Source organism: Mycobacterium sp. IS-1742, from assembly GCF_001500125.1.
Classification (GTDB): domain Bacteria; phylum Actinomycetota; class Actinomycetes; order Mycobacteriales; family Mycobacteriaceae; genus Mycobacterium.
The window spans coordinates 147,740-162,331 of sequence record NZ_LQIV01000012.1; the positions used below are offsets into that span (position 1 = coordinate 147,740).

Annotated in this window: 11 protein-coding genes; 4 read left to right on the plus strand and 7 right to left on the minus strand. The window is 68.8% G+C overall.

From position 1 onward, the window contains the following. Genes glgX through treZ form a run of 3 tightly spaced genes read left to right on the plus strand, consistent with a single transcriptional unit; the run spans position 1 to position 6,156 of the window. Positions 1-2,133 (plus strand): glycogen debranching protein GlgX, encoded by a 2,133-nt coding sequence (gene glgX / locus AU196_RS09280; RefSeq protein WP_059094814.1) that lies wholly within the window; start codon positions 1-3, stop codon positions 2,131-2,133. After that, positions 2,133-4,427: a malto-oligosyltrehalose synthase gene (treY, locus tag AU196_RS09285; protein ID WP_059094815.1), complete on the plus strand. Its 2,295-nt coding sequence runs from the start codon at positions 2,133-2,135 to the stop codon at positions 4,425-4,427. The genes glgX and treY overlap by 1 nt, the downstream gene beginning before the upstream one ends. Then, on the plus strand, positions 4,420-6,156 hold the full coding sequence (treZ, locus tag AU196_RS09290; RefSeq protein WP_059094954.1) for a malto-oligosyltrehalose trehalohydrolase: 1,737 nt from the start codon (positions 4,420-4,422) through the stop codon (positions 6,154-6,156). The genes treY and treZ overlap by 8 nt, the downstream gene beginning before the upstream one ends. Before the next feature lies 1 nt (position 6,157). On the opposite strand, the gene ilvA is transcribed toward treZ, so the two are convergent. Further along, positions 6,158-7,438: a threonine ammonia-lyase IlvA gene (gene ilvA / locus AU196_RS09295; RefSeq protein ID WP_059094816.1), complete on the minus strand. Its 1,281-nt coding sequence runs from the start codon at positions 7,436-7,438 to the stop codon at positions 6,158-6,160. Positions 7,439-7,481: 43 nt separating this feature from the next. After that, positions 7,482-7,919 (minus strand): nitroreductase family deazaflavin-dependent oxidoreductase, encoded by a 438-nt coding sequence (locus tag AU196_RS09300; RefSeq protein WP_059094817.1) that lies wholly within the window; start codon positions 7,917-7,919, stop codon positions 7,482-7,484. 87 nt (positions 7,920-8,006) lie between these two features. Between AU196_RS09300 and AU196_RS09305 the strand changes: the two genes are divergently transcribed. After that, complete coding sequence (locus AU196_RS09305) at positions 8,007-8,237, plus strand: hypothetical protein (protein ID WP_059094818.1); 231 nt, start codon at positions 8,007-8,009, stop codon at positions 8,235-8,237. On the opposite strand, the gene AU196_RS09310 is transcribed toward AU196_RS09305, so the two are convergent. Genes AU196_RS09310 through AU196_RS09330 form a run of 5 tightly spaced genes read right to left on the minus strand, consistent with a single transcriptional unit; the run spans position 8,234 to position 14,578 of the window. Beyond that, positions 8,234-8,653 (minus strand): SRPBCC family protein, encoded by a 420-nt coding sequence (locus tag AU196_RS09310; RefSeq protein ID WP_059094819.1) that lies wholly within the window; start codon positions 8,651-8,653, stop codon positions 8,234-8,236. The two genes, AU196_RS09305 and AU196_RS09310, sit on opposite strands and share 4 nt — an antisense overlap. A 1-nt stretch (position 8,654) precedes the next feature. Further along, positions 8,655-12,218 (minus strand): DNA polymerase III subunit alpha, encoded by a 3,564-nt coding sequence (gene dnaE / locus AU196_RS09315; RefSeq protein ID WP_059094820.1) that lies wholly within the window; start codon positions 12,216-12,218, stop codon positions 8,655-8,657. 12 nt (positions 12,219-12,230) lie between these two features. Then, a complete protein-coding gene (locus AU196_RS09320; protein ID WP_059094821.1) occupies positions 12,231-12,938 on the minus strand; it encodes a TetR/AcrR family transcriptional regulator in 708 nt (235 codons plus the stop codon). 40 nt (positions 12,939-12,978) lie between these two features. Further along, the gene (locus tag AU196_RS09325; protein ID WP_059094822.1) at positions 12,979-14,148 is read right to left on the minus strand and encodes an RNA polymerase sigma factor; all 1,170 of its coding nucleotides are present in this window, start codon (positions 14,146-14,148) and stop codon (positions 12,979-12,981) included. Between the two features lie 49 nt (positions 14,149-14,197). Continuing rightward, positions 14,198-14,578: a YciI family protein gene (locus tag AU196_RS09330; RefSeq protein WP_059094955.1), complete on the minus strand. Its 381-nt coding sequence runs from the start codon at positions 14,576-14,578 to the stop codon at positions 14,198-14,200. Positions 14,579-14,592: the final 14 nt, after the last annotated feature.

Genomic DNA, 14,592 nt, shown 5'->3' on the forward strand with positions numbered 1-14,592 from the left:
GTGACCCCGCACACCGTCTGGCCCGGTGAGGCCTACCCGCTGGGCGCAACGTACGACGGAGCCGGCACCAACTTCTCACTCTTCTCCGAGGTCGCCGAACGCGTCGAGCTGTGCCTGATCGCCAAGGACGGCCGCGAGGAACGGATCAACCTCGACGAGGTCGACGGCTACGTCTGGCACGCCTACCTGCCCACCGTCACCCCCGGCCAGCGCTACGGGTTCCGCGTGCACGGCCCCTGGGATCCGGCCGCGGGACACCGGTGCGACCCGAGCAAGCTGCTGCTCGATCCGTACGGCAAATCGTTCCACGGCGACTTCCGCTTCGGTCAGGCGCTGTACTCCTACGACCTCGACGCCGAGGACCTCGCCTCGGGCGGCACTCCCCCACGCGTCGACTCGTCGGGGCACACGATGACCAGCGTGGTCATCAACCCCTTCTTCCAGTGGGGTTCGGACCGCGCTCCGCGCACGCCGTACCACGACACCGTGATCTACGAGGCCCACGTCAAGGGGATGACCCAGCGGCACCCCGCGATCCCCCCGCAGTTGCGCGGCACCTACGCCGGGCTCTGCCACCCCGCGATCATCGACCACCTCAAAGCGCTGAACGTCACCGCCATCGAGCTGATGCCGGTGCACCAGTTCATGCACGACCACCGGCTTCTGGACCTCGGACTGCGAAACTACTGGGGCTACAACACGTTCGGCTTCTTCGCCCCGCACAACGAGTACGCCGCCAATCAGCACGCAGGCGGCGCGGTGGCCGAGTTCAAGGCCATGGTGCGGTCCTTCCACGCAGCGGGCATCGAGGTCATCCTCGACGTCGTCTACAACCACACCGCCGAGGGCAACCACCTCGGACCCACGGTCAACTTCCGCGGGATCGACAACGCCGCCTACTACCGGCTCCTCGACGGCGACCTGCGGCTCTACAAGGACTTCACCGGCACCGGCAACAGCCTCAACGCCCGCCATCCGCACACCCTGCAGCTCATCATGGACTCGCTGCGCTACTGGGTCCTGGAGATGCACGTCGACGGGTTCCGCTTCGACCTGGCCTCGACGCTGGCCCGTGAGTTCTACGACGTCGACCGGCTCTCGGCGTTCTTCGACCTGGTGCAGCAGGATCCGGTGGTCAGCCAGGTGAAGCTGATCGCCGAACCGTGGGACGTCGGCGAAGGCGGCTACCAGGTCGGGAACTTCCCAGGTTTGTGGACCGAGTGGAACGGGCAATATCGCGACACTGTGCGTGACTACTGGCGGGGAGAACCCGCGACCCTCGGCGAATTCGCCTCCCGGCTGACGGGATCATCAGACCTCTACGAGGCCACCGGGCGGCGCCCCAGCGCCTCGATCAACTTCGTGACCTGCCATGACGGGTTCACGATGCAGGATCTGGTGTCCTACAACGAGAAACACAACGAAGCCAACGGCGAGCACAACCGCGACGGCGAGAGCCACAACCGGTCCTGGAACTGCGGTGTCGAGGGTCCCACCGACGATCCGGAGATCACGGCGTTGCGCGGTAAGCAGATGCGCAACATGCTGGCCACGCTGATGTGCAGCCAGGGCACGCCGATGATCGCCCACGGTGACGAGATCGGCCGCACCCAGCGGGGCAACAACAACGTCTACTGCCAGGACTCCGAACTGTCCTGGATGGACTGGTCGCTGTGCGAGACCAACGCCGACCTGCTCGAGTTCACCCGCAAGGTCGTCGCGTTCCGCAAGAGCCACCCCGTCTTCCGGCGTAGAAGGTTCTTCGAGGGCAAACCGATCCGCAGCGCCGATCAGGTCCGCGACATCGCATGGCTGACACCCGCGGGCGCCGAGATGACCCCCGAGGACTGGGGCACCGGCCTGGGCAGGTGCGTGGCGGTCTTTCTCAACGGCGAGGCGATCCCCACCCCCGACGCGCGCGGAGAACGCGTCGTCGACGACTCGTTCCTGCTGTGCTTCAACGCCCACGACCACGTGCAGGACTTCGTCACCCCCGACGGCGACTACGCCGAGATGTGGACCGCCGACCTGGACACCGCCGACCCGACCGGGCACACCGACGTCGTCGTCCCGGCGGGCGAGAAGATCTCGCTGCAACCCCGATCGCTGCTCGTGCTGCGGAAGACCGCCTGATGCCCGCCGCCCGGCCCGTCCTGTCGACCTACCGGCTGCAGATGCGCGGTGACGCCTTCACCCTCGCCGACGCCGAGGCACTGGTGGACTACCTCGACGAACTCGGCGTCTCGCACCTCTACCTCTCGCCGATCCTGACCGCGGTCGAGGGGTCGACCCACGGTTACGACGTCACCGATCCGACGACGGTGTCGGCGGCGCTCGGCGGCGCCGAGGCGCTCGCCTCGCTGTCGGCGGCGGCGCAGAGGCGGAACCTCGGCCTCATCGTCGACATCGTGCCCAACCACGTCGGCGTCGACGATCCGACGCAGAACCCGTGGTGGTGGGATCTGCTCGCGCACGGCCGCGACTCCGCGTACGCCGACTACTTCGACGTCGACTGGACCGCCGACCCAGACGGCCGGATCCTGCTGCCGGTACTCGGATCCGACGGCGACGTCGCGGATCTCACCGTCGACGGTGACCGGTTGCGGCTGGGTGACCTGGTGTTCCCGATCGCGCCGGGCACCGGTGAGGGCACCGGTCCGGACGTCCACGACCGTCAGCACTACCGGTTGATCGGCTGGAAACGGGGCGTCTGCGGATACCGCCGGTTCTTCTCGATCACGTCACTGGCGGGGCTGCGCCAGGAGGACCCCGCGGTGTTCGAGGCGACCCACACCGAGGTCAAACGGTGGTTCACCGACGGCCTCGTCGACGGCATCCGCATCGACCATCCCGACGGGCTGTCCGATCCGCCCGGGTATCTGGCGTGGCTGCGGGAGTTGGTCGGCCCGCAGGCCTGGATCGTGATCGAGAAGATCCTCGCCGTCGACGAACCGCTGGACCCGACCCTGCCGGTCGCGGGCACCACCGGATACGACGCGCTGCGCGAGGCAGGCGGGGTGTTCATCGATCCCGCAGGCGCCGAGGCGCTCGGCACGCTCTACGAGTCCACCGGTGTCGACTACGCCGCGATGCCCCGCACCGCGCGGGCGCTCAAGGTGCAGGCCGTGACCACCACGCTGGGCAGTGAGCTGGCCCGGTTGTGCCGCACCATCGTCGCCGCCACCGGCCAGGACCACGACGACCTGCCGAACGCGGTCGCCACGGTGATCAGCCACCTCGGCGTGTACCGGTCCGACTATCGGGCGCTGGCGACGGTGTTGCCGGTCGCGATCGCCGAAACACTCTCGGAGCAGCCCCGTTTCGCACCGGCCCTGCAGATCCTGTCCGCGGCGCTGACCGGCAGCCGGGAGACCGCGGTGCGGTTCCAGCAGTTGTGCGGGGCGGCCACCGCGAAGGCCATGGAGGACTGTCTGTTCTACCGGGACGCCCGGCTGGTGTCGCTCAACGAGGTCGGCGGCGAACCCGAGTGGTTCGGCGTGTCCGTCGCGGAGTTCCACCAGCGCGCCGCGGCCAGGGCCGCGCTGTGGCCGCACGCGATGACCACGCTGTCCACCCACGACACCAAACGCGGTGAGGACGTGCGCGCCCGCATCGGCGTGCTCTCGCAGGTGCCGTCGCTGTGGGCGCAGTACGTCGAGGCGTGGGCGGAGCGGACGCCGCCGCCCGACTCCGGCACCGGACTCTTCCTGTTGCAGAACGTGTTCGGCGTCTGGCCGGCCGACGGGGTGGTCACCGACGAACTGCGTGAGCGGTTGCACGCGTACGCGGAGAAGGCGATTCGCGAAGCGGCATCCCACACGACGTGGAACGATCCGGACAGCGAGTTCGAGAGCGGCGTGCACGCGTGGCTGGACAGCGTCATCGACGGCCCCGTGGGCACCGAACTGACCCGCCTGGTCGAGCAACTCGACCCGCATGCCCGCAGCGACAGCCTCGGCCAGAAACTGCTCGTGCTGACCGGTCCCGGCGTCCCCGACGTCTACCAGGGCACCGAACTGTGGGAGGACAGCCTGGTCGATCCGGATAACCGCCGTCCGATCGACTATGCGCAGCGCCGCACCGAGCTGGAGGCGCTGCGTCATCCCAAGATGCGCGTGGTGCACGCCGCCCTGCGGGCCCGCCGCGACCGGCCCGCCACCTTCGCAGGGGGCGGGTACACCCCGGTGCTGGCGCGCGGTGCGGCCGCCGAGCACGTCGTGGCGTTCCTGCGTGGCGACGACGTGCTGACCGCCGTCAGCCGCCACACCGTGCGTCTGCACGAAACCGGCTGGGGTGACACCGAATTGACCCTGCCCGACGGCAACTGGACCGACCGCATCACCGGCAGCCGGTTCACCGGCACCGTGCCGGCCGCCGACCTGTTCGCCGAACTGCCCACCGTGCTGCTGGAGCGTGACGATGCCTGAGTTCGCGGTGTGGGCGCCGCTGCCCGAGCGGGTGCAGCTCGACGTGGACGGGACCCTGCACCCGATGACGCGCGGTGACGACGCATGGTGGCGCGCCGAGGTGGACGCCGCCCCGGACGCGCGGTACGGCTTCGTCCTCGACGACGATCCCAAGGTGCTGCCCGACCCCCGCTCGGCGCGCCAACCCGACGGGGTCCACGAACGCTCCCAGCTGTGGCAGCCGTCCCCCGGCGCGTGGACCGACGACGCGTGGGCGGGCCGCAGGATCGAGGGGTCCGAGACCGGCCCGGTGATCTACGAACTGCACACCGGCACCTTCACCCCCGAGGGCACGTTCGACGCCGCGATCGGCAGGCTCGACCATCTGGTCGACCTCGGTGTCGACTTCGTCGAGCTGATGCCGGTCAACGCGTTCGGCGGTACGCACGGTTGGGGGTACGACGGGGTGCTCTGGTACGCCGTGCACGAACCGTACGGCGGCCCCGACGCGCTCATCCGGTTCATCGACGCCTGTCATGCGCGCGGCCTCGGTGTGCTGATCGACGCGGTGTTCAACCACCTCGGACCGTCGGGCAACTATCTGCCCAAGTTCGGCCCGTATCTGTCGTCGGGCAGCAATCCGTGGGGCGAGTCGATCAACATCGCCGACGCCGGTGCCGACGAGGTGCGCCGCTACATCCTCGACTGCGCGCTGCGGTGGATGCGCGACTTCCACGCCGACGGGCTGCGCCTGGACGCGGTGCACGCCCTCGTCGACACCACCGCGATCCACATCCTCGAGGAGCTCTCAGCCGAAACCGACGCGCTGGCAACCGAACTGGGCCGACCGCTGTCGCTGATCGCCGAGAGCGACATGAATGATCCACGGCTGATCACCCCGCGCGATCAGGGCGGCCTCGGGATGACCGCGCAGTGGGACGACGACATCCACCACGCGATCCACGCCGCGGTGTCGGGTGAGACGCAGGGCTACTACGGCGACTGGGGCACCGTCGAGGCGCTGGCACAGACGCTGCAGGGTGGTTATTTCCACGCGGGCACCTACTCGTCGTTCCGGCGCCGGCGCCACGGCCGTCCGCTGGACACCGCGACCATCCCGGCCACCCGCCTGCTCGCCTACACGCTGACCCACGACCAGGTCGGCAACCGCGCGGTCGGTGACCGGCCGTCACAGAACCTCGACACCGGACAGCTCGCGGTCAAGGCCGCGCTTGCGCTTGGATCACCTTATACCGCAATGCTTTTCATGGGCGAAGAATGGGGCTCGTCGTCACCGTTCCAGTTCTTCAGCAGCCATCCGGAGCCGGAACTGGCCCGCGCGACCGCGGAGGGCCGCAAGCGGGAGTTCGCCGAACACGGGTGGGACGCCGACGAAATCCCCGACCCGCAGGACCCCCAGACCTTCCTGCGCTCGAAACTCCGGTGGGACGAGGTCGACCAGGGCGACCACGGCCGCCTGCACGCGCTGTACCGGGATCTGATCGCGCTGCGGCACAACGAGCCGGACCTGGCCGACCCGTGGCTGGACCACCTGCGCGTCGACTACGACGAGGCGCAGCGCTGGATCGTGATGCACCGCGGCGCGCTGTCGGTCGCGTGCAACCTGGGCGCCGAGGCGGTGACGGTGCCCGTCACCGGCGAGGTGGTGCTCGCCTGGGGCGACCCGGCGGCCGGCGGCGACGGGACGCGGTTGGCCGGGCATTCGTTCGCGGTCGTGCGGACCGGCTGACTCAGAGCAGGTATCGGTAGGCCGGCGAATCCGGCTCCAGCGCTTCGACGTGCATGTCCGAGGCGCGCATCCGGGTGAGCAGGCCGTCGAAGTCGGCCGCCGATCCGAGTTCGATCCCGACGAGCGCCTCCCCCGTCTCCCGGTTGTTGCGTTTGACGTACTCGAACAGCGTGATGTCGTCGTTCGGGCCGAGCACCTCGTCGAGGAACCGCCGCAGTGCGCCCGGTTCCTGGGGGAAGTCGACCAGGAAGTAGTGCTTGAGCCCCAGGTGGACCAGTGAGCGCTCGAGGATCTCGCCGTAACGGGACACGTCGTTGTTGCCGCCCGAGATCAGGCAGACGACGGTCGAACCCGGTTCGATCGTCGTCTCGAGCAGACCGGCCACCGACAGAGCGCCCGCGGGTTCGGCGATGATGCCCTCGTTCTGGTAGAGGTCCAGCATCGCCGTGCAGACCGCACCCTCGTCCACGGTGGTCAGCGAGACCATGTCGCCGGCCGCCTGCAGCGCGGCGAACGGCAGACGCCCGGCGCGGTTGACCGCCGCGCCGTCGACGAACTGGTCGACGTGGTCGAGTGTGACCGGTTCACCGGCGCTCAGCGCCGCGATCATCGATGCGGCACCTGCCGGCTCCACGCCGAGCACCGCGGTGCCGGAGGTCCGTTCGGCCAGATAGGTGGTGATGCCGGCGATGCACCCGCCGCCGCCGACCGGGACGATCACCAGATCCGGCTCGTCGTCGAGGTCGTCGAGGATCTCCGCGGCGATGGTGCCCTGGCCCGCCATGGTGCGCACGTCGTCGTACGGCGGGACGAGGGTGGCGCCGGTGCGGGCGACGTCGTCGATCGCCGCCGCGGCAGCCAGATCGTAGGTGGCCCCGACGGCGATCAACTCGATGAACTCGCGGCCGTGGTAGCGGATGCGGTCGCGCTTCTGCTTCGGCGTCTTCGCCGGGACGTAGACCCGGCCCCTGATGCCCATCGTCCGGCACGCCATCGCGAACCCCTGGGCGTGGTTGCCCGCCGACGAGCACACCACACCCGCGGCGATCTCCTCTTCGCTGAGCTGCGACAGCAGGTTGAACGCGCCGCGCAGCTTGTAGGACCGCACGGCCTGCAGGTCCTCGCGCTTGAGGTAGATGTCGGCGCCGGTGACCTCCGACAACCGCTCCGAGTACTGCAGCGGTGTGCGCACGACGACATCGACGATCCGCTGGGCCGCCTCGTCGATGTCGGCCGCGGTGATCGGCGACGTGCGAGTGGTCTGGGTCAGTTCAGCGGACACCGGTCAATGGTGCCACTGCTGCGCAGCGGGAGAAAATCCGGTTTCACTCGACCGGGGTGAGCACGAAGACGGGGATCTCACGGTCGGTCTTCTTCTGGTAGTCGGCGTAATCGGGCCACACCTCGACCGCGCGGTCCCACCACTCGGCCTTCTCCTGGCCGTACACCTCGCGGGCGTCGTACTCCCGGACGACGGTCTGGTCCTGGAGTTCGACCCGGGGGTTCTTCTTGATGTTGTGGTACCAGACCGGGTGTTTGGGCGCCCCTCCGAGGGATGCGACGACCGCGTACTCGCCCTGGTGCTCGACCCGCATCAGCGGGGTCTTGCGCAGCTTGCCGGACTTGGCGCCGACGGTCGTGAGCAGGATGATCGGTTTGCCGTTGAGCTCGGTGGCCTCGGTCCCGCCCGACTCCATGAACTTCTCGGCCTGTTCGCGGGCCCAGTCAGACGTGCTCGGTTCGTATTCTCCGGTGAGTGGCATGAAGCCAGCTTAGGCGGGCTCGGACGACACGCCCTGAACCGGAGTTTCGGCTGGCCGAAATCTTTGTTGAGAGGTATCGTTGAGGTCATGACCACCGCCGGGAACTTCCGTTCGACCGTCGCTCGCGCGGCGTGCGACGTGAGTGTCGCCGGTGTCCCCTGGCCGGCCTACAAGGTGATCGCTCTGATCGTCGGGATCGTCGCGTTCACGGTCGTCGGCGTGCTGACGATGAGCGCCGCGCCCGCCGTGTTGTCAGGCGCCGCCGTCGCCACCGTGACCTGGGTGGGCTTCGGCATGGTCTGCTCGAACCGGCGTTAGTCCTCGACGAGGGCGCGCAGCGCCTCGAGATCGGCCGCCACCGCCGCCGCGTCGTCCTCGAATTGCTCATCGGTCATCTCCGCACGCCGGCGCAGGCTGAAGACCACCTCGCAACGCTGCTCCCCCCGGCCGGCCGGCACCACCCGCAACGGGTTGTAGACCGCCTCGCCGGACGGCATGCGCACCACATGGTCGAGCACGCCGAACTCGTTGGCCGGGGAGAATTCGACGGTCACCTCGCCCATCGGCGAGTCGGCGACCCACCCCTGCGCCGTCTGCCTCAGCCCGCCTCGGGCCAGACCGCCGGCCCACCGGGGCCAGGTCTGCGGATCCGCCGCGAGGTCGTACACCGCATCGGCCGGCGCGGCGATCCACACGGCGATGTGCCGGGACTCGGGGTGGTTGGCTGCGGTCACCTCAGCCTCCCAGACACCCCGGACCGAGCAGCGCTTTGAGGTCACCCATCAGCGCCGACGACGGGGTGACCCGCAACGACTGGTCGAGTTCGAGGGTCGTGATCCGCTCCCCGCTGATCAACCGCAGGTGGACCTGCGAGGTGCCGGGATGGTTGGCCAGCACCTGCTTGAGCGCGGTGACCTTGTCGACCGTGCACTGCCGGGTGGGCAGGCTGACCGCCAGGGGCCGGTCGGCCTGGGCGCTGGAGAAGTCGGGCACCACCAGTTCGTGGGCGATCAGCGCGATGCGGTCGTCCCGGGCGGCGACCTTGGCCTTCACCAGCACCACCACGTCGTCGGCGATCTCCGCGCCGAACACCGAGTAGGTCTGCGGGAAGAACAGCACCTCGATCCCGCCGGTGAGATCCTCCAACTGCGCTGAGGCCCAGGGCAGACCGTTCTTGTTCACCCGGCGGTTCACCGAGGCCAGGATGCCGCCGACGAGCACCTGCGCATCGTTGGCCACATCGCCGTCGAGGATCGCGGGGATCTGCGTGTCCACCTGGTTGGCGAGCAGGTGTGCCACCCCGTTGAGCGGATGTCCGGACACGTACAGCCCCAGCATCTCCCGTTCGAGGGCCAGCTTGTGCTTGTCCTCCCACTCCTCCTCGGGCACCTTGATGCTGAACGCGGAATCCCCCATGTCCGCGCCCGACCCGTCGGCGCTGCCGAACAGGTCGAACTGACCCATCGCCTCGGCCTTCTTGGTGCCCAGCACCGAGTCGACGGCATCGGTGTGGATGAGGAACAGGCCCTTGCGGGGGTGGCCGAGCGAGTCGAACGCGCCGGCCTTGATCAGCGACTCCGTCACCTTCTTGTTGCAGGCGGCGATGTCGATCTTGTTCAGATAATCCGAGAAGTCGGCGTACTTACCCTTCTCGCCACGCGTGTTCACCAGCGAGGCAACGACATTGGCGCCCACGTTGCGCACCGCGCCCAGCCCGAACCGGATGTCGTTGCCGACCGAGGCGAAGTTCTGCACCGACTCGTTGACGTCGGGCGGCAGCACCGTGATCCCCAGCCTGCGGCAGTCCGCCAGGTACACCGCGGCCTTGTCCTTGTCGTCGCCGACCGAGGTGAGCAGCCCCGCCATGTACTCGGCCGGGTAGTTGGCCTTCAGATACGCCGTCCAGTACGACACCAGGCCGTAGCCGGCGGCGTGCGATTTGTTGAACGCGTAGCCGGCGAACGGAAGAATGGTGTCCCACAACGCCTTCACCGCGGCCTGCGAGAAGCCGTTGGCGATCATGCCCTCCTGGAAGCCCTTGTACTCGGCCTCGAGCACCTCGAGCTTCTTCTTGCCCATGGCCTTACGCAGCGCGTCGGCCTTGCCCATCGTGTAGGAGGCGACCTTCTGGGCGATGAACATGATCTGTTCCTGGTAGACGATCAGGCCGTAGGTCTCGGCGAGGATCTCCTTGAGCGGTTCCTCGAGCTCGGGGTGGATCGGCTTGATGGCCTGCCGGTTGTTCTTGCGATCGGCGTAGTCGTTGTGGGCGTTCATGCCCATCGGTCCCGGGCGGTACAGCGCCAGTACGGCGACGATGTCGTTGAACTCAGTGGGCTGCATGCGGCGCAGCAGGTCGCGCATTGGGCCGCCGTCGAGCTGGAACACGCCGAGGGTGTCACCGCGGCCGAGGAGTTCGTAGGCCTTGGGGTCGTCGAGCGCCAGCGATTCGAGGTCCAGGTCGATACCGCGGTTGGCCTTGATGTTCTCGATGCAGTCACCGATGATCGTCAGGTTCCGCAGGCCGAGGAAGTCCATCTTCAACAGGCCGATGGCCTCGCAGGACGGGTAGTCCCAGCCGGTGATCACCGCGCCGTCCTGCGGGCGGCGCCACAGCGGGATCGCGTCGATCAGCGGCTCCGAGCTCATGATCACCGCGCACGCGTGCACACCCGCGTTGCGGACCAGCCCTTCGAGACCGCGGGCGGTCTCGTAGATGGTCCGCACGTCCGGATCGGTGTCGATCAGGGCGCGCACCTCGGCGGCTTCCTTGTACCGCTCGTGGGTGGGGTCGGTGATGCCCGAGACCGGGATGTCCTTGGCCATGATCGGCGGCGGGAGCGCCTTGGTGATCCGGTCGGCGATCGCGAAGCCGGGCTGGCCGTAGTGCACCCGCGCCGAATCCTTCAGCGCCGCCTTGGTTTTGATGGTGCCGAACGTGATGACCTGGGCGACGCGGTCGCTACCCCACTTGTTGGCCGCATACCGCAGCATCTCGCCGCGGCGGCGGTCGTCAAAGTCGATGTCGATGTCGGGGGCCGACGGGCGCTCCGGGTTGAGGAACCGTTCGAACAGCAGACCGTGCGGGATCGGGTCGATGTTGGTGATCCCAAGCGCGTAGGCCACCAGCGAACCGGCGGCCGATCCGCGACCCGGGCCCACCCGGATGTCGACCGACTTCGCGTAGTTGATGAGGTCGGCCACGATGAGGAAGTACGACGGGAAGCCCTTGTCGCAGATGACCTTGATCTCGTATTCGGCGCGTTCGACGTAGTCCTGGCCGACCCCGTTCGGGAAGCGGCGCCCGAGCCCCGCCATCACCTCGTGGTGCAGCCACGACGCCTGGTCGTGACCCTCGGGGACCGGGAACACCGGCATCCGGTCGCGCGGCGCCCACACGTCGGCGTAGGACTGCACGCGTTCGGCGATCAGCAGGGTCGAGTCGCAGGCGCCGGGAACCTGGGAGTCCCACAGCGCGCGCATCTCCGCCGCCGACTTCAGGTAGTAACCGTCACCGTCGAATTTGAAGCGGGTGGGGTCCGACAGCGTCTTGCCGGTCTGGATGCACAGCAGCGCCTCGTGGTTCTGCGAGGCGTCGCGGGTGACGTAGTGACAGTCGTTGGTCGCCAGCGGGGGGATGTCCAGCTTCTGCCCGATCTCGAGCAGGCCCTCCCGAACCCGGCGTTCGATGTCGAGTCCGTGGTCCATCAACTCGAGGAAGAAGTTCTGCGGCCCGAAGATCTCACGCCACTTGGCGGCCGCCTCCAGCGCCTCACGCCGGTGACCGAGGCGCAGTCGGGTCTGTACCTCGCCGGACGGGCAACCCGTGGTGGCGATGATGCCCTCGGCGTGTTCGGCGATGATCTCGGCGTCCATCCGCGACCACTTGCCGAGTTGACCCTCGAACGAGGCCAGCGAGGACAGCTTGAACAGGTTGCGCAGACCGGTCGCGTTCTCGGCGACCATGGTCATGTGGGTGTAGGACCCGCTGCCGGAGACGTCGTCGGATTTCTGGCTCGGATCGCCCCACAGGACGCGTTTGGTGTCGAAGCGCGACGCCGGCGCGATGTACGCCTCGATCCCGATGATCGGCTTGATGCCGGCGTCGGTGGCCGCGTTGTAGAACTCGCTGGCGCCGAACATGTTTCCGTGGTCGGTCATCCCGATCGCCGGCATCTCCAGGCGCTGGGCCTCGGCGAGCATCGGCTTGACCTTCGCGGCGCCGTCCAGCATCGAATACTCGGTGTGGTTATGCAGGTGGACAAAAGACGCCGAGGACCGCCCGTCTGAACCGCTCATAGGGTCGTCAGTCTAGGACCGCGGTCCGACACCCTTCGGCGTGTCGCGATGCGTGTCTCCACCGCCCCCGGCGAGATCCAGTCCGGGCGGCGCCGCGACCAGGCCGTGGGCGAACAATTCGATCAGTTGCTTGGCAATCGATCCCAGTGCGGCGGGGCCGTCGGTGAAACCGGCGTAGAACGCCATCCCGTAGAGAATGACGTGGAGCATGTCGGAGACGCCCTCGAGGTCGGTCTCCTCGCCGAGTTCCCCGCGACGGATCGCATCGGACACCAGCCGCACCAGGAACGCCCGGACCGGCGAATCGCTCACCGCCCGCAGTTCGGGGTTGCGCTGCGGTTCGAGGCGCGCGCTGATCAGGAACGGCACGATGGACGAGTCCCTGGCGTCGATGCGTCGGACGGCGGCCACGAAGGCCGCCAACCGGTCGAGCAACCGTTCGTGCCGCAGTGACTGTTCGACACAGTCGACGACGACGTCGCGCATCTCCGTGACGATGGCCTCGTACACCTCTTCGCGGGTGGCGAAGTAGTAGTGCAGCGTCGGCCGGCTCAGGCCGGTGCGTTCGGCGATGGCCTGAAACGTCATTCCGGAGTAGCCGCGCTCGATGAGGACCATGCGCCCGGCGCGGACGATCTGCTTGCGGGTTTCCGCGGAATCGGCCCCGACCGGCCGCCCCCGGGCGCGCGCCGCTGCCCTGGCCCGCCCCTTCCGCTGCACTTAGCAAACGCTAGGACATAGCTGCACAGCTGGCAACCGGCTATCCGGCAAACGAATTGCCGGTGCGGCCGAAACGTTGCCGCAAATGCGCGCGCACGGCGGGATCGCTGGTGAACAAGATCGCCTGCTCGAGCGCCTGGTTTGCCTGCTCGTGTCGGCCCGCGGCCCGCAACAGGTGCGCGCGCGTGGTCCACGCGGGCGCGAACGCCGCCAGCGCGGCACTGTCGATGCCGTCAAGGACGCGCAGGCCCGCCTCCGGGCCGTCGATCTCACCCTCCACCGCGGCCAGCGCCACCGCGGCGCCGAGCGACGGGGCGACCCGCGACAGCGCCCGGTAGAGCTTGCGTAGCGCGTGACGATCGACCGGACGGTGACAGTGGGCGGACTGGATGGCCGCCTCGTACTGAAATCGGCCGGGCCGGCCCGCGGCGTGGGCCCGCCTCAACAGTGCTTCGCCGCGCGCGATGAGCCCGTCATCCCAGAGCGAGACGTCCTGGTCGTCGAGCGCGACGAAGGTTCCGTCCGCCGCCCGCCGGGCGGGCCTGCGCGCCTCGGTGAAGCACATGAGCGCGGCCAGGCCGAGCACCTCGGGTTCGGTGGGCAGCAGGTCGGCCAGCAGCGTCGCCAGGTGCATCGCCTCGGCCGACAGCGACAGGGGCTCCGGCACGGTCCCGGCCTCCCAGTCGATCGCGTAGGCGCCGTAGACCGCCTCGAGCACGGCCGGCAGTCGCGCGGCGAGATCGGTCTGCCGGGGGAGAACGAAAGGGATTGTGGCGTCGCGGATTCGTCGCTTCGCCCGTACCAGCCGCTGCGCCATCGTGGCGGGCCGGACCGCGAACGCCCGGGCGATGGCGGCCGCGTCGACTCCCAGGACGGTCTGCAGCATCAGCGGCGTGCGGACATCGGGGGCGATGGCCGGGTGGGCGCACACCAGCATGAGCTCCAGCCGCTTGTCCGGGAAAACCGGTGCCTCGGCGTCGTCTCCGTCGGCCGGGGTTTCGGGGAGTTCCCCGAGGCGACCCGTCATGCGGTGGCCGGCGGACTTCCACCGGTCGCGCAGCCTGTTGCGGGCGACCGTGAGCACCCACGCCGCCGGGTTGTCCGGCACGCCGTCGCGCCGCCACCGCTCGAGCGCGCGCTCGAGGGCGTCGGCGAGTGCGTCCTCGGCCGCGGCGATGTCCCGGCTCGGTGCGGCCAGGATCGCCAGCAGCCGTCCGTAGGAGTCACGGGTCAGTGCGGTCAGGGCCGCGGCCGCGGGGTCATTCAGGGCGCCACCACCCCCGTCCGCGGCTGTAGGTCACCGCGACCGGCCGGATCTCGATCGAGCCGAACGCGGCGGCGGGGTTGCGCTCGGCCCACGCCAGCGCCGCGTCCAGGTCGGGGACGTCGATGACGAAGATGCCGCCCAGACGTTCCTTCGTGTCGGCGAACGGGCCGTCGTGCACGTCCACCGTTCCGGTCCGGGCGGACACCGTGGTGGTCAGCGCCGCCGGTCCCAGCACCTGCGTGCCCACCAGTACCCCGGCGGCGTCCAGATCATCGGCGTACCGGGCGAACGCCGCCTGCGTGGGCGCCATGTCCTGCTCGGTCAGCCCGGCGTCGGGTCCCTCCTGGTAGTGCATGATCAGGCAGTACCGCATGGTGTCCTCCACTG